Origin of the sequence: Bradyrhizobium sp. WYCCWR 12699, assembly GCF_032144035.1 — a bacterium.
Classification (GTDB): domain Bacteria; phylum Pseudomonadota; class Alphaproteobacteria; order Rhizobiales; family Xanthobacteraceae; genus Bradyrhizobium.
Genome location: NZ_JAVTJN010000030.1, coordinates 755,541 through 773,724, shown reverse-complemented (window position 1 = coordinate 773,724; position 18,184 = coordinate 755,541). Strand labels below are relative to the sequence as shown.

The following is an 18,184-nucleotide window of genomic DNA, read 5'->3' as shown; positions in this document are numbered from 1 at the left end:
CGCCCCTGGTGTCGCGCAACCCTTTCCGAGGGGTTAAGGTCCACAGAAATCCACAAACCACACCGCCCTCATACAAAGAGTTTTTGTGCCGACCTCGAACAATTATTTCCATCTGCACCTCGTCTCCGACTCCACCGGTGAGACGCTGATCACCGTGGCCCGCGCGGTTGCGGCTCAATACGCCAATGTGACGCCGGTCGAGCACGTCTATCCGCTGGTGCGCAGCCAGAAGCAGCTCGATCGGGTCCTCGATGAGATCGAGGAGGCGCCGGGAATCGTGCTGTTCACGCTGCTCGAGAAGGATCTCGTCTCCAGGCTCGAGGACAAGTGCAAGGGGATCAACGTTCCGAGCCTGTCGATCATCGGCCCGGTGATGCAGCTGTTCGAAGCCTATCTTGGCGCAGCAACCACCGGCCGCGTCGGCGCCCAGCACGTCCTCAACGCGGAATATTTCAAGCGCATCGACGCGCTGAACTACACGATGATCCACGACGACGGCCAGCATGTCGAAGGCCTCGACGATGCCGACGTCGTCCTGGTCGGCGTGTCCCGCACCTCGAAAACACCGACGTCGATTTATCTGGCGAACCGCGGCATCCGGACCGCCAACGTGCCGTTGGTTCCGGGCATTCCGGTGCCCTCGCAATTGGAGACGCTGACGCGGCCATTGGTGGTCAGCCTGCACGCGACGCCGGAACGGCTGATCCAGATCCGCCAGAATCGCCTGCTCTCCATGGGAGCCGAATCCGGCAGCGACACTTACACCGACAAGCAATCGGTCACCGAGGAGGTCGCATTTGCGCGCAAGCTCAGCGCCAAGCACGATTGGCCGCTGCTGGACGTCACGCGCCGCTCGATCGAGGAAACCGCGGCGGCGATCATGAAGCTCTACAGCGATCGCCAACGCAACCGGCCTTCCGAATAGTTTTCGCGATGGGTCTGTGGCTCGGCACATCTCCGTTGATCCTGGCGTCGCAGAGCAGCGCGCGAAAAATGCTGCTGGCCAATGCCGGGCTGGAGTTCAGGGCTGTGACCGCTGATATCGACGAACGCGGTATTCAAGGCGCTTCAGAGCTTTCAAATCCGCGCGAGATCGCTTTGCTGCTGGCGCGCGAAAAGGCCAAGGCGGTCTGCGCCCGTTATCCCGGGAGCTACGTGATCGGCGCCGATCAGACGCTGGCTCTTGGCAACCGCCTCTTCAACAAGCCCGCGGGCCGCCCGCAGGCGTTGGCGCAATTGAGCGAGCTTGCCGGCAACAGCCATGAGCTGAACTCCGCAGTCGCCGTGGCGCATGACGGCAAGATTGTTTTCGAAGACGTCTCGATCGCCCGCATGACGATGCGTGAGATGACCGAGGGCGAGCTTTCAGCGTATCTGGATGTTGCCGGCGACGCCGTTACGACCAGCGTCGGCGCCTATCAGCTGGAGGGGTTGGGCATCCATCTGTTCGAGCGCATCGAGGGCGATCATTTCACCATTCTCGGTCTGCCGTTGCTGCCGCTGCTTGCGTTCCTGCGAAGCGAACGGCTAGTTGCCGTGTGAATGACAGACATGGCTGTAGGCTGATGCGGATCCTCGGACTGACCGGCTCGATCGGGATGGGCAAATCGACCACCGCAAAGCTGTTCGCGGAGGCCGGCGTGCCCGTCTACGACGCCGATGCAGCCGTGCATCAGCTCTATGAAGGTGAAGCGGCGCCGGCGATCGAGGCCGCCTTTCCCGGCACCACCGTGAACGGCAAGGTGGACCGGCCAAAATTGTCGGCGCGCGTGGTGCACGATCCCGCCGCCATCAAGCAGCTCGAGCAGATCGTGCATCCGATGCTCGGCGCCTCCCGGCAAAAGTTCTTTGCCGAGGCCGAGGCTGCCAAGGCGCCGGTCGTAGTGCTGGACATCCCGCTGCTGTTCGAAACCGGCGGCGAGAAGCGGGTCGATGCCGTGGTCGTGGTCTCGACCTCGCCGGAACTCCAGCGCGAGCGGGTGCTGGCGCGCGGCACGATGGACGAGGCCAAGCTGGACGCCATCATCGCCAAGCAGACGCCCGATGCCGAGAAGCGCAAGCGGGCCGATTTCGTGGTGGATACCTCGCACGGACTCGAGCCGGTGCGGGCGCAAATCGCGCACATCCTCGCCGAGGTCGTTAAGATGCCGCAGCGGCGAGCCTGATTCGCCGCCTCTCCGGCGTTCAGCACTCCGATCTCAACTTACTGATCTCAAGTCATGCGCGAAATCGTCCTCGACACCGAAACCACCGGCCTCGATCCGCTCCGCGGCGATCGTCTGGTCGAAATCGGCTGCGTCGAGATCTTCAACCGCATGCCGACTGGCCAGACCTATCACGTCTATATCAATCCTGAGCGGGACATGCCGGCGGAAGCCTTCGCGGTGCACGGGCTGTCGGCCGAATTCCTGTCGACCAAGCCGCTGTTCCACGAAGTCGCCGATGCGTTTCTCGAGTTCATCGGCGATGCGCCGCTGGTGATCCACAATGCCTCGTTCGACATCGGCTTCATCAACGCCGAGCTCGACAGGATCAAGCGCGCAGCGATCCCGCGTGAGCGGCTGGTCGACACGCTGCTGCTTGCGCGACGCAAGCATCCCGGCGTGTCGAACCGGCTCGACGATCTCTGCTCGCGCTATGCGATCGACAATTCACACCGCACCAAGCACGGCGCGCTGCTGGATGCCGAGCTGCTGGCCGAGGTCTATGTCGATCTGGTCGGGGCGCGTCAGTCGCAGCTGCTTCTGGCGTCGGAGAGCGAAGAGATTCGCATCAATGCTGCGGGCGATACGCCGCGGCGGCAGCGCCTGGTGCCGCTTGCGCCGCGGGTTTCTGATGCCGAGCGGGAGGCCCACCGGGCCTTCATCGCAACGATGGGCGAAAAGGCGATCTGGAACGAGTATCTCGTTGCTCCAGTCGCCTCTCCGGCTGGTTAAGGTTGTGAGTTAGGCCTGACCGGTCTGGCCGCCGCCCTGGGAGGCCATTTGCCGCTCCATGTTCTGGCGATAGAGACCGACGAAGTCGACCGGATCCAGCATCAAGGGCGGGAACCCGCCGTCGCGCACTGCGGTGGCAATGATCTCGCGTGCGAACGGGAACAGCAGGCGCGGGCACTCGATCATGACCAGCGGATGCAGATTCTCCTTGGGCACGTTGGCGATGCGGAACACGCCGGCATAGGCGAGCTCGAACGAGAACATGATCTTGCCCGCGGTCTCGGCCTTGCCCTCGACCGACAGCGTCACCTCGAACTCCTGTTCGCTGAGATTGTTGGCGCTGACGTTGATCTGGATGTTGATCTGGGGCGGCTGGCTCTGCTGCTGGAGCGAGCTCGGCGCGTTCGGATTTTCGAACGACAGGTCCTTGGTATATTGCGCCAGCACGTTGAGCTGGGGAGCCTGGGCCGCCTCGGGAGGGGTGCCGTTACCGTTGGTCATGAGAGTCTCTCCTTACCCGATTTGGGCTGAATTTCGCGGCGGTTGGCTAACATAGGGCTGCCTCGTTCCACAAGGACGAACGGTCCCGGGGTGGGATTTCCGGCCGCGCCAAGCCTTGCGGCGGTCATCCGGCCTTTTCCGCAAAATAGCGCCTTAAACGATTGAAGATGCGCGATTTCCGGGCAGGATCGGGTTTCCCCTTAAGCATAAAACGCGCTACACTCGGTGCTGTGCCAAAAGGCGCCATTGGCCGGGCAAGATTTCGTGCCTACATCCCCAGGACCTGACGTGGACCTAAAATGGTGATGTAGACTTGCCGTTCCCGTGTGGAACGGTCTACTGGCCGGATTGATTTTCCCGGCGACGACCCCAAAAGCGAAGACCCAGGCATCGGCCAGAAAGCGAATACGACGTGGACATCTACACCATCATCTTCCTGGCGCTGGCGGTCTTCATCTTTCTGCGGCTGCGCAGCGTGCTGGGGCAGCGCACCGGCAACGAACGGCCGCCTTTCGATCGGACCGCCGCCCGCAATGCGCTGGGGGGTGCCCAGGACAACAACGTCGTGACCATGCCGGGCAAGGTGATCGACCAGGCCCCGCTGGCGCCGACCGCCGACCCAACCCCGCCCTCCGACCGCTGGAAGGGCCTCGCCGAACCCGGGACCACGCTGGCGCAGGGCCTGGATGCCATCGTCGAGAAGGATTCCACCTTTGACCCGCGTCATTTCATCTCGGGCGCCCGCGGCGCCTATGAGATGATCGTGCTGGCCTTCGCCAACGGCGACCGCCGCGCGCTGCGCGACCTGTTGTCGCCGGACGTCTATGACAGCTTCGACGCGGCGATCAAGGAACGCGAGAAGAACGAGCAGAAGACCGAGACCCGCTTCGTCTCGATCGACAAGGCCGAGCTGGTCGGCGCCGAGCTGCGCGACCGGACCGCCCAGCTCACGATCCGTTTCGTCTCGCAGATGATCTCGGCCACCCGGGACAAGGCCGGCAACATCGTCGACGGCAGTGCCGACACGGTTGCCGACATCACCGACATCTGGACTTTCGCCCGCGACATCACCTCTCGCGATCCGAACTGGAAGCTGGTTGGCACCGGAACCGCGAATTAAGATCCTATTGAAGAACAGCGCGACCGCGCTTTGCGCAGGCGTCGTCGTGCTGTCGTCGTTTTCGCTCGGCGCCGAGGCGGCGCGGCGCCACTACCGCAACCATCACCATCATCTCCCGCACTTGCCCGCTGCTCCGCCGCGGGCCTTGCCCTATCCGCAACTCCCCCTGCCGTTCGAAATATCAGGCGCGCAATACATGCCGCTGGCCTGGGCGGACGTGAAGGGCTGGGGCGACGACAATCATCTCGCCGCGTTCAAGACATTCCGTGCGAGCTGCAAGTCGATCAATGCGCAGACCGGCGCGACTGAACCGAAAGCGCTGGCAGGTTCGCTGAACGAGCCTTGCAAGGTCGCGAAGACGCTCGAGCTCAGCGACGACGCGAAAGCAAAGACCTTCTTCGAGGAGAATTTTGCGCCGCTGCGCATCTCGCGGCTCGGCGAGCCCGACGGTTTCGTCACCGGCTATTACGAGCCGGTGCTGGAGGGATCGCGCACCCAGACCGACATCTACAACGTTCCTGTCTACCGCCGCCCTTCGAATCTGTTCGTGCGCGGCTACAAGCAGGATTCGGTGAGCCTGCCCAACAAGGGCCCGGTCTATCGCAAGATCGGCCGCCGCAAGCTGGTGCCCTATTACGACCGCGGCGAGATCGAGGACGGCAAGATCGCCGGCCGCGGACTGGAGATCGCCTGGCTGAAGGATCCCACCGATCTGTTGTTCGCGCAGATCCAGGGTTCGGCGCGCATCAAGTTCGACGACGGCAGCTCGGTCCGCCTCAACTACGACGCCTATAACGGCTATCCCTACACCGCCGTCGGTCGCATCCTGATCGAGCGCGGCATCATCCCCAGGGAAGAGATGTCGATGCAGAAGATCAGGGAGTGGATGACGCAAAGCCCTGACGGCGCCAAGGAGCTGCGCCGGGCGAACCGCGCCTACATCTTCTTTCGCGAGGTCAATTTGTCCGACAAGGACGAGGCGGTGGGTGCGCAAGGCATTCCGCTGACGGCGGGACGCTCGATCGCGGTCGACAAATCGCTGCATGTCTACGGCACGCCGTTCTTCATCGAGGGCGAGCTGCCGATCGAATCCGACCGCGCGAAGACACCATTTCATCGGCTGATGATCGCGCAGGACACCGGCTCGGCCATCATCGGGCCTGCGCGCGCCGATCTGTTTTTCGGTGCGGGCCAGGAGGCCGGCCGCGTCTCCGGCCGGCTGCGCCATCCCATGCATTTCGTGATGCTGGTGCCGAAGGGCCTCGATCCCTCGGTTCGTGCCGCGCGTCTGCCGGTGCCTGATCCGCGTCCCTCGGAGAAGATCGCAAAGCTGTTTCCGCAGACCGATCCGGGCAAGGGGACGACGAAGCCGGCAGCGGCGGCCGCTTCAGCGGACAACAAGACCGAAACAATTGCCACCGCAGGTCCGGTCCCGCTACCGGTGCCGCGCCCAGCGATCGAGCCCGCTCCCGAACCGCAGCGGCCGGTGAAGAAGCGTCCCCATCGGCAGCAATGAAGCGATCGTCTCGTCCGCCCGTGCTGGAGCCTCGCCCCTCGCCGCGTCGTCGCGCGCTGAGCGAGGAGGAGCGCGAGCTGTGGGAGACGGTCGCCAAACAGGTCAAGCCGCTGCGGAAGCACCGCGTGGCCAAGGCGGTAGTCAAGGCGGGGGTCAAGGCGCACGTCGCGCCGCTCGCTGGACCTTCACTGGTAGCCCCGGCGCTGCGGCCCTCGCCACCGCCGAGGCCGGTGGCTGAGGCCCCGGCGCCGCGTATCGCGAAGCCGCAAGTCCCGCCCTTGGCGCCGCTTGGCAAGCGCGAGCGCACAAAGCTGTCGCGCGGCCGCAGCGAGATCGAGGCACGGCTCGACCTGCACGGCATGACCCAGACGCGCGCCCATCGCGCGCTGACCGGATTCCTGCACCGCGCCCATCATAACGGCCTGACCTTCGTGCTCGTCATCACCGGCAAGGGTCGCAGCGGCGGCGAAAGCGGCGTGCTGCGCCGCCAGGTGCCGGAATGGCTGAGCCTGCCGGAATTCCGCGCCTTCGTCGTGGGATTCGAGACGGCGCATATCGGCCATGGCGGCGAGGGCGCGCTGTATGTGCGGATCAGGCGGGCCAGACTCTAGAACGGCCGGATGATTCCGACGCGCGGGATCAGGGTGATGATCAGGCCGAAGATGTTTGTCTTCCGGTCGTCAGGCGGAATCAGCGCCGTCTCGTGCGCCGCCGGCAGCATCTTCACCGCATGCAGGATCAGGAACATGCAGACCGCCCAGTTCGAGATCCAGCGCGAATAGTCGAACACCATCACGAACATCACGAGATAGGCGATGCTGATGCCGATCAACGCCGCGATGACGAGGCGACGGTGCATCTCGCTCGCGAGCGTGCCGATCAGCTTCGCGAGGAAACGCCACAGCGGCGTGTGCAGCCAGATCAGCAACGCGAACACAGGTATGCCGAGGCTGTTGTGCGGCAGGCGGCCCCAAGTGTCGGAAACTTCCTTCGCCAGCGGCTGGTACCAGATATAGGCGAATTGCAAGAGATCGGTGCGCGAGGGATCGGCCATGCGCGTTTTCAGATAGGCGACGAAGTCCGCCTCCGGGATCGGCATCGTTCCCCAGAATTGCGCGGCGAAGAACAGCGCGGAGACGATCGCGAGGGCGACGATACCGAACGCGACATTGCCGCGATCAAGCCCGTAAGCGAGATAGTGCCTGATCACGACGATGGTGACGATCGTCGGCACATACATCAAGAGATGAATGTGGTGGATCAGCACGAGGATGACCGAGAACAGCGCTGCCGTGGCGACGAACAGCAGCGAGCGCGCGGGCATCAGCAGCAGGATCATGGCCAGCGCACAGCCATAGATGTCGAAATGGCCGAGCGTGTGCATGAAATTCTTCAGGAAGAACGGCGAGCCCGCGATGAAGACGAACAGCGGCAGCGTCTTCGCGGTGAAGCCGAAGGTCTTCTGGAACAGCTTTGCGTACAGCCCCAGCGTCGCCAGCCACGTCACCCCGCCCAGCGCGAACACCAGCCAGACCGGCACCTTGTCGGTGAACAGCGCGACGGCTGCCCCGATCAGCGCGCGCTTGATGAAGCCGAAATGGTAGTCGACCAGGAGGTGGATGTAGGGGACGTAAGGCGGCAGCTGGATCTTGTGCACGAACACGCCGACGATCACCGCCGCGTTGATCGCGAGCAGCAGGCGCCAGGGATTTTGCAAGATGCGTACGGTCACGCCGCATCCATAGCGTGACCGCCCCGAATTACAAAATAAACCGGCTCAGATCCGCGTTCTTGGCGAGATCACCGACGTGCTTCTGCACGAAATCGGCATCGACCTTGACGGTCTCGCCGCTACGGTCGGGGGCGGTGAAGGAGATCTCGTCCAGCACCCGCTCCATCACGGTCTGCAGCCGCCGGGCGCCGATGTTCTCGACGGTCGAGTTCACGGCGACCGCGACGTCGGCGAGCGCGTCGATGGCGCTGTCGGTGATGTCGAGGGTCACGCCCTCGGTCTGCATCAAGGCGACATATTGCTTGATCAGCGAGGCCTCGGGCTCGGTCAGGATGCGGCGCATGTCGTCGCGGGTCAGCGCCTGCAATTCGACGCGGATCGGCAGGCGGCCCTGCAATTCCGGCAACAGGTCGGACGGCTTTGCGACGTGGAAGGCGCCGGAGGCGATGAACAGGATGTGGTCGGTCTTGACCGCGCCATGCTTGGTCGAGACCGTGGTGCCTTCGATCAGCGGCAAGAGATCGCGCTGCACGCCCTCGCGCGAGACGTCGCCGCCGACGCGGCCGTCACGGGCGCAGATCTTGTCGATCTCGTCGAGGAACACGATGCCGTTGTTCTCGACCGCGCTGATCGCCTCCAGCGTCAGCTGATCATTATCCAGCAGCTTGTCGGATTCCTCGTTGACGAGGATCTCGTGCGAGCCTTCCACGGTCAGGCGCCGCGTCTTGCTGCGGCCCCCTAGCTTGCCAAAGATGTCGCCGATCGAGATCGCGCCCATCTGCGCGCCCGGCATGCCCGGGATCTCGAACATCGGCATGCCGCCGCCGGAGGATTGCGTCTCGATCTCGATGTCCTTGTCGTTGAGCTCGCCGGCGCGCAGCTTCTTGCGAAAGGATTCCCGCGTCGTGGAAGAGGCATTGGCGCCGACCAGCGCATCGAGCACGCGCTCCTCGGCGGCGAGCTGGGCCCGGGCGTGCACGTCCTTGCGCTTCTTCTCGCGGACCTGGGCGATCGCGACCTCGACGAGGTCGCGCACGATCTGCTCGACGTCGCGGCCGACATAGCCGACCTCGGTGAACTTCGTCGCTTCCACCTTCAGGAAGGGCGCGTTCGCGAGTTTTGCCAGTCGCCGCGCGATTTCGGTCTTGCCGACGCCGGTGGGGCCGATCATCAGGATGTTCTTCGGCAGCACCTCCTCGCGCAAGGAGCCTTCGAGCTGCTGTCGCCGCCAGCGATTGCGCAGCGCGATCGAGACGGCGCGCTTGGCATCGGCCTGGCCGACGATGAAACGGTCGAGTTCGGAAACGATTTCACGCGGAGAGAAGTCTGTCATGGGACCTTAGCTAGGGTCAGTTGCGGAGGAGGACAAGCCGCTTTTTTCGGCCGTCAGATGATCGGCGGGCCCGATTGCCATTGCTTCAACGCCTCGATCGGATGGATCAGCATCAGGATGTTGAGCGTCAGATTGTCGCGAATGTGCAGCGCCAGCATGATCTCGAAGGCGAGGCCGATCAGGACGGTCATCGAGACCGGCAGTGCGCGCGCGACGAGGAACCCGAGCACCATGGCCAGATTGTCGGAGACCGAGTTGACGATGCTGTCGCCGAAATAATCCAGCGAGATCGTGCCGGCGCGGTAGCGCTCGATGATGAAGGGCGAGTTCTCGACGATCTCCCAGGCGCCTTCGATCAGCATCGCGATGATCAGCCGAGCAGGCCAGGACAAGCTGAGGAACGGCAGGCGCACGAACAGCAGCCAGGTCAGGCCGTAGAACAGGAAGCCGTGCAGCACGTGCGAGAAGGTGTACCAGTCGGCGATGTGCTGGGAATTCTCCGAGCTGTTCACCACGCCGTGCCACAGCTTGACAGTGCCGCAGGTGCAGATCGGCACCCGCCCCATCGCAAGCAGGATCGCGGCCTGCAGAGCCAGCAGCGATAGCGCGATGCCGGCCCAGGCAAGTGGTGAAAACGCGGTCTTGCTTGCGCGTGCGTGAACCAGCGTCATGCTTCGCGCACCATCAGCAGCGCCGCTCCGTCCGGCGTCTCGACCAAGCGGTCGCGGACGAAGCCGGCCTTCTCATAGGCGCGCAGGGCGCGCGCGTTGAGCGGATCGGGATCGGTGACCATGCGCGGCAGGCCGCTGCGAGACTGCTCATCGACAAACTGGCGGATCAACGCCGAGCCGTGACCGCGTCCGATCATGTCGCTTTCGCCGATGAACTGATCGATCCCACGCGTGCCCTCCGGTTGCGGCCCGAAGCCCGTATTCCAGGCGGTCAGGCGGTAGCACTGAAGATAGCCGAAGGGCTTGTCGTCGGCCAACACGATGAACTGGTCCATCGCGGGCTCGTCGAGGTCGCCGCTGACGAGCGCGTACTGCTCGTCCGGATCGCCCCACCATTCCCGCACATGGGCCTCGCCCAGCCACCGCCGGATCAGCGGCAGGTCGGCCGCTGTCATTGGGCGGAAGGTGTAGGTGGGCGTCATCCCGCGCCGATGGCGGTGCGCTCCCTCTCCCGCTTGCGGGAGAGGGCTGGGGAGAGGGTATCTCCACAATGGGATAGCCCCCAAGGGGAGAAAGCCCCCACCCGGCGCTTCGCGCCGACCTCCGCCGCAAGCGGGAGAGGTTGCACCGTGCATGTGGATAGGCTTTCGGACAAATGACCCTCCGCCCTACCCTGTCGCCAGGCTCTCGATGGTCAGATTGCGGTTCGTGTAGACGCAAATATCCGCGGCGATGTCCATGGAGCGGCGGACGATGGTTTCGGCGTCCTTGTCGGTGTCGAGCAGGGCCCGTGCCGCCGCCAGCGCGTAATTGCCGCCGGAGCCGATCGCCATCACGCCGGCTTCGGGCTCCAGCACGTCGCCGGTGCCTGTGAGCACCAGGGAGACGTCCTTGTCGGCCACGATCATCATGGCCTCCAGCCGCCGCAGATAGCGGTCGGTGCGCCAGTCCTTGGCCAGTTCCACCGCCGCCCGGGTCAGCTGCCCCGGATATTGCTCGAGCTTGGCCTCCAGCCGCTCGAACAGGGTGAAGGCGTCGGCGGTCGCGCCGGCAAAGCCGCCGATCACGTCGCCCTTGCCGAGCTTTCGGACCTTCTTGGCGTTGGACTTGATCACGGTCTGGCCGATCGAGACCTGGCCGTCGCCGCCGACCACCACCTTGCCGCCCTTGCGGACCGTCAAAATCGTGGTGCCGTGCCAGCCCGGGGAGCTGTTCTGGGAATCCTGCATGAATGATCCTCGTTGTCCGGCCTGATTTAGGCGGTCGACAACCGGGGCACAACGGGCCGTTCCGGGCCGAATTTCGCTCACCATAGGCAGAAGTAGAGGGCCAGCCGGCCGTTCCCGCAGTAGCGAAGGGGGCATTTGGCTGTTATTAGACTGGCGTTTTCGGCTCCCTAGCTAGGATGAAAGCCAGTTTTCAATGCGCACCGCGACGATCAAGCGCAAGACCAAGGAAACCGACATCGAGGTCACCGTGAACCTCGATGGCACCGGCGTGGCCAATATCGCGACCGGCATCGGCTTTTTCGACCATATGCTCGATCTCCTCGCCCGCCATTCCCGCATCGACCTCACGGTCAAGGCGGTGGGCGACCTGCACATTGATTATCACCATACCACCGAAGACACCGGCATCGCGCTCGGCCAGGCGGTCAGGCAGGCGCTCGGCAACATGGCGGGCATCACCCGCTATGCCGGCGTGCACATGCCCATGGACGAGACGCTGTCGCGCGTGGTCATCGACATCTCGGGCCGTCCGTTCCTGGTGTTCAAGGCCGACTTCCCCCGCGACAAGATCGGTGAGTTCGACACCGAGCTGGTGCGCGAGTGGTTCCAGGCCTTCGCCATGAACGCCGGCGTGACTCTCCACGTCGAGACCCTATATGGCGATAACAGCCACCATATCGCCGAGTCCTGCTTCAAGGGTCTGGCGCGGGCGCTGCGCACGGCGGTCGCGATCGATCCGAAGGCTGTGGGCGAGATCCCGTCCACCAAGGGCTCGCTCGGCGGCTGACATTCGGGCCGGCGGCACACGCCGCCTATCACTGAATTCCGAGGAACGGGGCATCACCATGCCTGTCTACACAGTTCACGCTCCCTCCCCTGCCGGAGCCGATCTGCGCGCGACCGACAAATTCGTGTTCGTGCGCGACGGCTTTCATTTCTGGGCGATGATCTTCGGACCGCTCTGGCTGCTGTGGAACAGGCTGTGGCTGGCGCTGATCGGCTATCTGATCTTCGTCGCCGCGTTCAATGCGGGGCTGTCGAGCCTCGGCGTCGGACGCTCGTCGATCTTCTTCGCCGACCTCATCGTCGCCCTCTTGATGGGTCTTGAGGCTGCGAGCCTGCGCCGCTGGACGCTGTCGCGCGGCAATTGGCGGCAGCTCGACGTGGTGGTTGCCGACGACGAGGACACGGCCGAGCGCCGCTTCTTCGAGCGCTGGAGCAAATCCCAGCACGGCATCGTCAATGATCAATGGGCCGTCGATCGCGGCGGCCCGCCGCCGACCCGCAGCGTGCCGGGTCAGCCATTCTCGAACCCGCCGCCGATTCCGGCCGGCGGCATCATTGGATTGTTTCCAGAACCGGGAGGGTCAAGATGAGCGTCGCCATCATCGATTACGGTTCCGGCAATCTGCATTCCGCCGCGAAGGCCTTCGAGCGCGCCGCGCGCAGCCTGGAGAACCCGCAAAAGGTCTTTGTTACCAGCGATCCGGACCAAGCTTACGAAGCCGACCGCCTGGTGCTGCCCGGCGTCGGCGCCTTCGCCGATTGCCGCCGCGGGCTCGATGCCGTCAACGGCATGGTCGAGGCGATCACCGAAGCGGTGCGCGTCAAGGCGCGCCCGTTCTTCGGCATCTGCGTCGGCATGCAGCTGATGGCGAGCCGCGGCAAGGAGCATGTCGTCACCGAAGGCTTGAACTGGATCGGCGGCGACGTCGAGAAGATCACGCCGCGCGACGAGAGCCTGAAGATCCCGCACATGGGCTGGAATACGCTGGAGGTGCTCAGGGAGCATCCGGTGCTGAACAAGCTGCCGCTCGGCCCCAAGGGCCAGCACGCTTATTTCGTGCACTCCTATCACCTCAACGCCGCCAACGAGGCGGACGTGCTCGCGCGCGCCGATTACGGTGGGCCTGTCACCGCGATCGTCGGCAAGGACACCGCCATCGGCACGCAGTTTCACCCCGAGAAGAGCCAGCGCTTCGGCCTCGCTCTGATCTCGAACTTTTTGCGATGGAAGCCGTGATTCTCTTTCCCGCGATCGACCTCAAGAACGGCCAATGCGTGCGCCTCGAGCAAGGCGACATGGCGCGCGTGACCGTGTTCAACCTCAATCCGGCCGCGCAGGCGCAGAGCTTTGTCGAGCAGGGCTTTGAGTATCTGCACGTCGTCGACCTCGACGGCGCCTTCGCCGGCAAGCCGGTGAATGCCGAGGCCGTCGAGGCGATGCTGAAGACGATCAAGATTCCGGTGCAGCTCGGCGGCGGCATTCGCGATCTCAAGACCGTCGAGGCCTGGCTCGACAAGGGCATCACCCGCGTCATCATCGGCACGGCGGCGGTGCGCGATCCGGAATTGGTGAAATCCGCCGCGAAGACATTCCCCGGCCGCGTCGCGGTCGGGCTCGATGCGCGCGACGGCAAGGTCGCGGTCGAAGGCTGGGCCGAGACTTCGCAGGTCACGGTGCTGGAGATCGCCAAGCGGTTCGAGGATGCCGGCGTCGCCGCGATCATCTTCACCGACATCGCGCGCGACGGCCTGCTCAAGGGCCTGAACCTCGATGCGACCATTGCGCTTGCCGATGCCATCTCGATTCCCGTGATCGCCTCGGGCGGCCTCGCCTCGATCGAGGACGTCAAGGCGATGCTGACGCCGCGCGCGAAAAAGCTCGCCGGCGCGATTGCGGGCCGCGCGCTTTACGACGGCCGGCTCGATCCCGCGGCCGCCCTCACCTTGATCCGCAACGCGCGCACCGCCTAGGAGCCGACACATGTTCAAGGTGCGCGTGATCCCCTGCCTCGACGTCAAGGACGGCCGCGTCGTCAAGGGTGTCAACTTCGTCGACCTGCGCGATGCCGGCGATCCCGTCGAGGCCGCCATTGCCTATGACGCCGCCGGCGCCGACGAGCTCACCTTCCTCGACATCACCGCCACTCACGAAAACCGCGGCATCATGCTCGACGTGGTCCGCCGCACCGCGGAAGCCTGTTTCATGCCCGTCACCGTCGGTGGCGGCGTGCGCGAGGTCAACGACATCAAGACGCTGCTGCGCGCGGGAGCCGACAAGGTCTCGATCAACAGCGCCGCGGTATCGCGGCGCGAGTTCGTCAAGGAAGCGGCCGAGAAATTCGGCGAGCAGTGCGTCGTGGTCGCGATCGACGCCAAGCGGGTCAAGCGCCCGGGCGGTGACCGCTGGGAGATCTTTACCCATGGCGGCCGCAACTCGACCGGCATCGATGCGATCGAATATGCCCAGGAAGTGGTCTCGCTCGGCGCCGGCGAAATCCTGCTCACCTCGATGGACCGCGATGGCACGAGGCAAGGATTCGACATCCCGCTGACCCGGGCGATCGCCGACAGCGTGCCCGTCCCGGTGATCGCCTCGGGCGGCGTCGGCAATCTCGACCATCTCGTCGACGGCATCCGCGATGGACACGCCACGGCTGTGCTGGCGGCCTCGATCTTCCATTTCGGGGAATTCACCATCCGCGAAGCCAAGGAGCACATGGCCCGCCGCGGACTGGCGATGCGCCTCGATGCCTGACGACTCCCGTTCGTAAAAGTGCTACATGAGGTAGCGGGGATGGCCTCCGTAGCCAAGTCTGCTGCCAAGCGTGTTTTCGAGTAAGTCCGATGCCGCGTTTCACGATCCACGATCTGGCCGAGACCATCGACGCCCGCGCGGCGGCCGGCGGCGAGGCGTCCTATACCCGCAAGCTCCTCGACAAGGGCGCCGAGCATTGCGCAAAGAAGTTCGGTGAGGAAGCAGTCGAAACCGTAATCGCAGCAGTCGAAAACGATCGCGCGCATCTGATCGCTGAAAGTGCCGACCTGCTCTATCACTTCCTTGTCTTGCTCAAGGCCCGCGGCGTAAAGCTGGAGGACGTCGAGGCGGCGCTGGACAAGCGGACGAATATGTCTGGGTTGGAAGAGAAAGCGTCACGCAAGAGCGGCAGCTAGTCAGGCTCTCAACGGAAAGGTCGCGTCATGGATATCCGCGCACCCGAGCAGCAGTATAATCCGTACCGCGTTTATACGCGCGAAGAGTGGTCGCGACTGCGCGACGACACGCCGATGACGCTGGAGCCGGGCGAGTTCGACCGGCTGCGCTCACTGCACGACCGCCTCGACCTTCAGGAGGTCGAGGACATCTACCTTCCACTGTCGCGCCTGCTCTCGATCTACGTCGATGCGATGCAGCGCCTGTATTACGCCGAGCGCCAGTTCCTCAACATCCGCGACCGCAAGGTACCCTACATCATCGGCGTCGCCGGATCGGTCGCCGTCGGGAAATCCACCACGGCCCGCGTGCTCCAGGCGCTGCTGGCGCGCTGGTCACCGCGTCCGAAGGTCGAGCTGATCACCACCGACGGGTTTCTCTATCCCAACGCGGTGCTCGATAGGCAGGGCATCATGCAGAAGAAGGGTTTCCCTGAAAGCTACGACCTGCCGCTGCTGCTCAGCTTCCTCTCCGATATCAAGTCCGGCCGGCGTCATGTGCGCGCGCCGGTCTATTCGCATCTGACCTACGACATCGTGCCGAACCAGTGGGCCGAGATCGACCAGCCCGACATCCTGATCGTCGAGGGCGTCAACGTGCTGCAGACCGGCAAGCTGCCGCGGGACGGCAAGGCGGTGCCCGTGGTCTCCGACTTCTTCGATTTCTCGGTCTATATCGACGCCGACGAGGCGGCGCTGCGGCAATGGTACATCAAGCGCTTCCTGGCGCTGCGCGACACCGCGTTCACCAATCCAAAGTCGTACTTCAACCGCTATGCGCTGCTGTCGGACGATGAAGCCACCGCGACCGCGATCGCGATCTGGGAGCGCACCAACCTCGCCAATCTCGAGGACAACATCCTGCCGACCCGCCCCCGCGCGACGCTGATCCTGAAGAAGGGCGCCGACCACACGGTGGAGAGCGTGGCGCTCAGGCGGCTGTGATCGCGTCGGTTGAGCAGGCGCTGGTCTGTTCGGGCAAAAAGTGTCTTTTGTTGCAGACCGGCAAGCGGTATTCGGCTATGACCTTCGAAATGCGAGGGCTCCATGGTTGATCGTCTCAGAAGCGCCGCCGAGCATCTGGAAGCACCGACCTGCCCGGATTGCCATATCGAGATGAGATGGTGGCGATCCGAACTGCTCGCGGACGAGCCGGTTCCGATCATCGCGCACCTCTTCGTCTGCCCGCATTGCAAGCGCGCCGCGCAGGCGGACACCGTCTTCAAGGGAACTCCGGGGCCGCCCGAGAGGCTCTCCGCGCCACGTTTTATGGCGCACGCCGCGTAACGGGTCACTTGCGGATCTGCTGCCGCTCTCTTGAACCGATGAAGATCTGCCATGCCGTCAGGAACATCGCGGCGACAAGCGGGCCGATGACGAAGCCGTTCGCGCCAAAGGTTGCAAGGCCGCCGAGCGTGGCGAGCAGCACGACGTAGCTGGGCATCCGGATCGACTGGCCGACCAGGACAGGACGCAGAAAATTGTCGGCAAGACCGATCACGAAGGTTCCGAAAGCGAGCAGGATGAGCCCCTTCGTGACCGAGCCGGCCACAAGCAAATAGAGTCCGGCTGGCGCCCAGACGAGGGCGGAGCCGAGCACGGGCAGAAGCGAAAGCAGCGCCATGATGGCGCCCGCCAGCAGCGGCGCGGTCAGGCCGAGCAGCCAGAAGATCAGCCCGCCCAGGGCGCCCTGGATCATCGCAACCAGGATGATGCCCTTGATCGTCCCGCGAACCGCCAGCGTGAACGCGTCCAGGATCTCGACGGTTTGGCTCGCGCGCAGCGGCAGCGCGTCGCGGATGCGCAGGTTCAGCTCGTCGCCGTCGCGCAGGAAGAAGAACAGCAGGTACAGCATCACGAGCAGGCTCGCGACGAACTCCAGCGTCAATTGGCCGAGGTTGATCGCATGCCCGGCGAGCTGCTGGCCGGCCGGCACCACCAGGCTCGACAGGCGTTCCTTCAGTGCGGTCAGATCGATGCCGGCCAGGCGATCCGATATGGAGGCGGCCCAATCCGGCAGCGCGGCTTTCAGCTGCTGCAGGGGATGAGCCAGATTGATCTCGCCGGTCTGAACGCGCTGGTAGAGCTCGCCGCCCTGGTCGATGAGCGACGCGATCACGATCCCGACGGGGATCAGGACCATGACGACCACCACGATGACGGTGGAGAGCGCAGCAAGGTTGCGCCATTCCGGAAACATTTCCAGGCAGCGTCGATAGACCGGCGCGAAGATGATCGCCAGCAGCGTGGCCCACAACACCGCGCCGGAGAACGGCCAAAGCAGCCAGCCGAACACGAGGGTGATCGCGCCGAGCCAGACGAGGAATGAGCGGTCTTCCGATGTTCTCACGTGTCGCCGGCCTCCAGTCGCACCTTACCGGACTTTGCTAGCACAGGACCGAGGCGGAGCGGCAAGTCACGGTCGCAAGTCACGCCCCGCCTCCGTCGCGCCGCCGGCCGGATGGATGCGGCCTGTCACTTGCCGGTCTTCGCGGTCCAATCAGCGATCTTGATGCGCCCCGCAAAGGTGGCGGGGCCGGAGCCACCGGCCTTGTAAACGAAGGCTTCGCCTTCCTGCACGTCGCCGGCCTCCTTGCCGAAGGCATCGGCGATGTTTGTCTTGTGGGTGATCAGGAACGTGTTGGTGCCGGCTTTCGGCGGCGCATCGACGAGTTGACGCACGGCCTGTCCCGCCTTGGCATTGGCACCGGTCGGGTTTGCCATTCCCGACGCGCTGGCATTGCTGCTGTCCGTCAGCGCATCGACCGGCTTGACCTCGTGGCCGGAGATCAGCTTGCCGGCCTCGATCGCGCGGTTCAGCCGGCTGGTGTAGACATCGCCGATCGGGATCGCGAGCTCCTTGATTGCCGCCCCGATCTGGCGCGCCATGTCCCTGCCCTTGTCGCTGAGCTGGCGCTGCGCGCTCATATCGTCGAACTTGAAGGGATAGACGTCCTTTTGGCTGTCGTCGGTGGCGGTGTGCCGGAAGATCAGCACGTAGCCGCCTTGCTTGAGCGAGGCGATGAGATCAGGCGTATCGGCCGCGGCGTGTCGGGAGAAGCCGGCGAGCAGGACAATCAATGTGAGGCGGCAAAGCACGTTCATGCGCAAAATCCTCGATTGCAAATGCCCCCCGAGGATGGTGACGCG

The 18,184-nt window shown here is 64.3% G+C and carries 23 protein-coding genes; 15 read left to right on the top strand and 8 right to left on the bottom strand.

Annotated features, from left to right (window positions below; genetic code table 11):
• The first annotated feature begins 85 nt into the window (after positions 1 to 85).
• From RPS27_RS14410 to dnaQ, 4 genes are read left to right on the top strand one after another with little or no spacing between them, the layout of a single operon-like run.
• Positions 86 to 925, top strand: a complete 840-nt coding sequence (locus tag RPS27_RS14410) for a pyruvate, water dikinase regulatory protein (RefSeq protein WP_194405270.1) — start codon at positions 86 to 88, stop codon at positions 923 to 925.
• Positions 926 to 933: 8 nt separating this feature from the next.
• On the top strand, positions 934 to 1,542 hold the full coding sequence (locus tag RPS27_RS14405; RefSeq protein ID WP_211415203.1) for a Maf family nucleotide pyrophosphatase: 609 nt from the start codon (positions 934 to 936) through the stop codon (positions 1,540 to 1,542).
• A gap of 23 nt (positions 1,543 to 1,565) precedes the next feature.
• Entirely contained in the window at positions 1,566 to 2,165 is a 600-nt protein-coding gene (gene coaE, locus RPS27_RS14400) for a dephospho-CoA kinase (protein ID WP_211415204.1), read from the top strand.
• Positions 2,166 to 2,219: 54 nt separating this feature from the next.
• Positions 2,220 to 2,936 carry a DNA polymerase III subunit epsilon gene (gene dnaQ / locus RPS27_RS14395; protein ID WP_194405268.1) on the top strand — a complete coding sequence of 239 codons (717 nt, stop codon included), beginning with the start codon at positions 2,220 to 2,222 and terminating at the stop codon, positions 2,934 to 2,936.
• Between the two features lie 9 nt (positions 2,937 to 2,945).
• Here dnaQ and secB read toward each other — a convergent pair whose 3' ends face one another.
• Positions 2,946 to 3,437: a protein-export chaperone SecB gene (gene secB, locus RPS27_RS14390; RefSeq protein ID WP_194405267.1), complete on the bottom strand. Its 492-nt coding sequence runs from the start codon at positions 3,435 to 3,437 to the stop codon at positions 2,946 to 2,948.
• Positions 3,438 to 3,849: 412 nt separating this feature from the next.
• On the opposite strand from secB, the gene RPS27_RS14385 reads away from it, so the two are divergent.
• From RPS27_RS14385 to RPS27_RS14375, 3 genes are read left to right on the top strand one after another with little or no spacing between them, the layout of a single operon-like run.
• Complete coding sequence (locus RPS27_RS14385) at positions 3,850 to 4,557, top strand: Tim44/TimA family putative adaptor protein (protein WP_313754083.1); 708 nt, start codon at positions 3,850 to 3,852, stop codon at positions 4,555 to 4,557.
• A complete protein-coding gene (locus tag RPS27_RS14380) occupies positions 4,535 to 6,073 on the top strand; it encodes an MltA domain-containing protein (RefSeq protein WP_313754082.1) in 1,539 nt (512 codons plus the stop codon). The genes RPS27_RS14385 and RPS27_RS14380 overlap by 23 nt, the downstream gene beginning before the upstream one ends.
• A complete protein-coding gene (locus RPS27_RS14375; RefSeq protein WP_212064726.1) occupies positions 6,070 to 6,684 on the top strand; it encodes a Smr/MutS family protein in 615 nt (204 codons plus the stop codon). The genes RPS27_RS14380 and RPS27_RS14375 overlap by 4 nt, the downstream gene beginning before the upstream one ends.
• Here the strand turns inward: RPS27_RS14375 and RPS27_RS14370 are convergent.
• The 5 genes from RPS27_RS14370 to hslV form a co-directional block, all read right to left on the bottom strand.
• Positions 6,681 to 7,805 (bottom strand): hypothetical protein, encoded by a 1,125-nt coding sequence (locus RPS27_RS14370; protein WP_212064727.1) that lies wholly within the window; start codon positions 7,803 to 7,805, stop codon positions 6,681 to 6,683. The two genes, RPS27_RS14375 and RPS27_RS14370, sit on opposite strands and share 4 nt — an antisense overlap.
• Positions 7,806 to 7,833: 28 nt before the next feature.
• A complete protein-coding gene (hslU, locus tag RPS27_RS14365; protein ID WP_212064729.1) occupies positions 7,834 to 9,138 on the bottom strand; it encodes an ATP-dependent protease ATPase subunit HslU in 1,305 nt (434 codons plus the stop codon).
• Positions 9,139 to 9,191: 53 nt separating this feature from the next.
• Positions 9,192 to 9,809 (bottom strand): DUF2585 domain-containing protein, encoded by a 618-nt coding sequence (locus tag RPS27_RS14360; RefSeq protein WP_212064731.1) that lies wholly within the window; start codon positions 9,807 to 9,809, stop codon positions 9,192 to 9,194.
• Complete coding sequence (locus RPS27_RS14355; RefSeq protein ID WP_212064733.1) at positions 9,806 to 10,291, bottom strand: GNAT family N-acetyltransferase; 486 nt, start codon at positions 10,289 to 10,291, stop codon at positions 9,806 to 9,808. The genes RPS27_RS14360 and RPS27_RS14355 overlap by 4 nt, the downstream gene beginning before the upstream one ends.
• 186 nt (positions 10,292 to 10,477) lie before the next feature.
• Positions 10,478 to 11,038, bottom strand: coding sequence for an ATP-dependent protease subunit HslV (hslV, locus tag RPS27_RS14350; RefSeq protein ID WP_194405259.1), 561 nt, complete (start codon positions 11,036 to 11,038; stop codon positions 10,478 to 10,480).
• A gap of 193 nt (positions 11,039 to 11,231) precedes the next feature.
• On the opposite strand from hslV, the gene hisB reads away from it, so the two are divergent.
• From hisB to RPS27_RS14310, 8 genes are all read left to right on the top strand, one after another.
• Positions 11,232 to 11,825 carry an imidazoleglycerol-phosphate dehydratase HisB gene (hisB, locus tag RPS27_RS14345; protein ID WP_211415210.1) on the top strand — a complete coding sequence of 198 codons (594 nt, stop codon included), beginning with the start codon at positions 11,232 to 11,234 and terminating at the stop codon, positions 11,823 to 11,825.
• A 58-nt stretch (positions 11,826 to 11,883) separates the two neighbouring features.
• Complete coding sequence (locus tag RPS27_RS14340) at positions 11,884 to 12,414, top strand: DUF2628 domain-containing protein (protein WP_194405257.1); 531 nt, start codon at positions 11,884 to 11,886, stop codon at positions 12,412 to 12,414.
• Positions 12,411 to 13,061: an imidazole glycerol phosphate synthase subunit HisH gene (gene hisH, locus RPS27_RS14335; protein ID WP_194405256.1), complete on the top strand. Its 651-nt coding sequence runs from the start codon at positions 12,411 to 12,413 to the stop codon at positions 13,059 to 13,061. The genes RPS27_RS14340 and hisH overlap by 4 nt, the downstream gene beginning before the upstream one ends.
• The gene (hisA, locus tag RPS27_RS14330; protein ID WP_313754081.1) at positions 13,058 to 13,795 is read left to right on the top strand and encodes a 1-(5-phosphoribosyl)-5-[(5-phosphoribosylamino)methylideneamino]imidazole-4-carboxamide isomerase; all 738 of its coding nucleotides are present in this window, start codon (positions 13,058 to 13,060) and stop codon (positions 13,793 to 13,795) included. The genes hisH and hisA overlap by 4 nt, the downstream gene beginning before the upstream one ends.
• A gap of 10 nt (positions 13,796 to 13,805) precedes the next feature.
• Positions 13,806 to 14,579, top strand: coding sequence for an imidazole glycerol phosphate synthase subunit HisF (hisF, locus tag RPS27_RS14325; RefSeq protein WP_027561669.1), 774 nt, complete (start codon positions 13,806 to 13,808; stop codon positions 14,577 to 14,579).
• An 89-nt stretch (positions 14,580 to 14,668) separates the two neighbouring features.
• Positions 14,669 to 14,995, top strand: coding sequence for a phosphoribosyl-ATP diphosphatase (locus RPS27_RS14320; protein WP_212064737.1), 327 nt, complete (start codon positions 14,669 to 14,671; stop codon positions 14,993 to 14,995).
• A 27-nt stretch (positions 14,996 to 15,022) separates the two neighbouring features.
• Positions 15,023 to 15,979 (top strand): type I pantothenate kinase, encoded by a 957-nt coding sequence (gene coaA, locus RPS27_RS14315; RefSeq protein ID WP_211415213.1) that lies wholly within the window; start codon positions 15,023 to 15,025, stop codon positions 15,977 to 15,979.
• 102 nt (positions 15,980 to 16,081) lie between these two features.
• Complete coding sequence (locus RPS27_RS14310; RefSeq protein WP_212064739.1) at positions 16,082 to 16,321, top strand: hypothetical protein; 240 nt, start codon at positions 16,082 to 16,084, stop codon at positions 16,319 to 16,321.
• Positions 16,322 to 16,325: 4 nt separating this feature from the next.
• On the opposite strand, the gene RPS27_RS14305 is transcribed toward RPS27_RS14310, so the two are convergent.
• Positions 16,326 to 17,384, bottom strand: coding sequence for an AI-2E family transporter (locus tag RPS27_RS14305; RefSeq protein WP_212064741.1), 1,059 nt, complete (start codon positions 17,382 to 17,384; stop codon positions 16,326 to 16,328).
• A 125-nt stretch (positions 17,385 to 17,509) separates the two neighbouring features.
• Complete coding sequence (locus RPS27_RS14300; protein ID WP_212064742.1) at positions 17,510 to 18,139, bottom strand: histidine phosphatase family protein; 630 nt, start codon at positions 18,137 to 18,139, stop codon at positions 17,510 to 17,512.
• Positions 18,140 to 18,184: the final 45 nt, after the last annotated feature.

Bases quoted from the DNA above. Each gene is read 5' to 3' on its own strand.
- RPS27_RS14405 (WP_211415203.1), top strand. From the start codon at position 934: ATGGGTCTGTGGCTCGGCACATCTCCGTTGATCCTGGCGTCGCAGAGC.
- coaE (WP_211415204.1), top strand. From the start codon at position 1,566: ATGCGGATCCTCGGACTGACCGGCTCGATCGGGATGGGCAAATCGACC.
- dnaQ (WP_194405268.1), top strand. From the start codon at position 2,220: ATGCGCGAAATCGTCCTCGACACCGAAACCACCGGCCTCGATCCGCTC.
- secB (WP_194405267.1), bottom strand. From the start codon at position 3,437: ATGACCAACGGTAACGGCACCCCTCCCGAGGCGGCCCAGGCTCCCCAG.
- RPS27_RS14375 (WP_212064726.1), top strand. From the start codon at position 6,070: ATGAAGCGATCGTCTCGTCCGCCCGTGCTGGAGCCTCGCCCCTCGCCG.
- hslU (WP_212064729.1), bottom strand. From the start codon at position 9,138: ATGACAGACTTCTCTCCGCGTGAAATCGTTTCCGAACTCGACCGTTTC.
- RPS27_RS14360 (WP_212064731.1), bottom strand. From the start codon at position 9,809: ATGACGCTGGTTCACGCACGCGCAAGCAAGACCGCGTTTTCACCACTT.
- RPS27_RS14355 (WP_212064733.1), bottom strand. From the start codon at position 10,291: ATGACGCCCACCTACACCTTCCGCCCAATGACAGCGGCCGACCTGCCG.
- hslV (WP_194405259.1), bottom strand. From the start codon at position 11,038: ATGCAGGATTCCCAGAACAGCTCCCCGGGCTGGCACGGCACCACGATT.
- hisB (WP_211415210.1), top strand. From the start codon at position 11,232: ATGCGCACCGCGACGATCAAGCGCAAGACCAAGGAAACCGACATCGAG.
- RPS27_RS14340 (WP_194405257.1), top strand. From the start codon at position 11,884: ATGCCTGTCTACACAGTTCACGCTCCCTCCCCTGCCGGAGCCGATCTG.
- hisH (WP_194405256.1), top strand. From the start codon at position 12,411: ATGAGCGTCGCCATCATCGATTACGGTTCCGGCAATCTGCATTCCGCC.
- hisF (WP_027561669.1), top strand. From the start codon at position 13,806: ATGTTCAAGGTGCGCGTGATCCCCTGCCTCGACGTCAAGGACGGCCGC.
- RPS27_RS14320 (WP_212064737.1), top strand. From the start codon at position 14,669: ATGCCGCGTTTCACGATCCACGATCTGGCCGAGACCATCGACGCCCGC.
- coaA (WP_211415213.1), top strand. From the start codon at position 15,023: ATGGATATCCGCGCACCCGAGCAGCAGTATAATCCGTACCGCGTTTAT.
- RPS27_RS14310 (WP_212064739.1), top strand. From the start codon at position 16,082: ATGGTTGATCGTCTCAGAAGCGCCGCCGAGCATCTGGAAGCACCGACC.
- RPS27_RS14300 (WP_212064742.1), bottom strand. From the start codon at position 18,139: ATGAACGTGCTTTGCCGCCTCACATTGATTGTCCTGCTCGCCGGCTTC.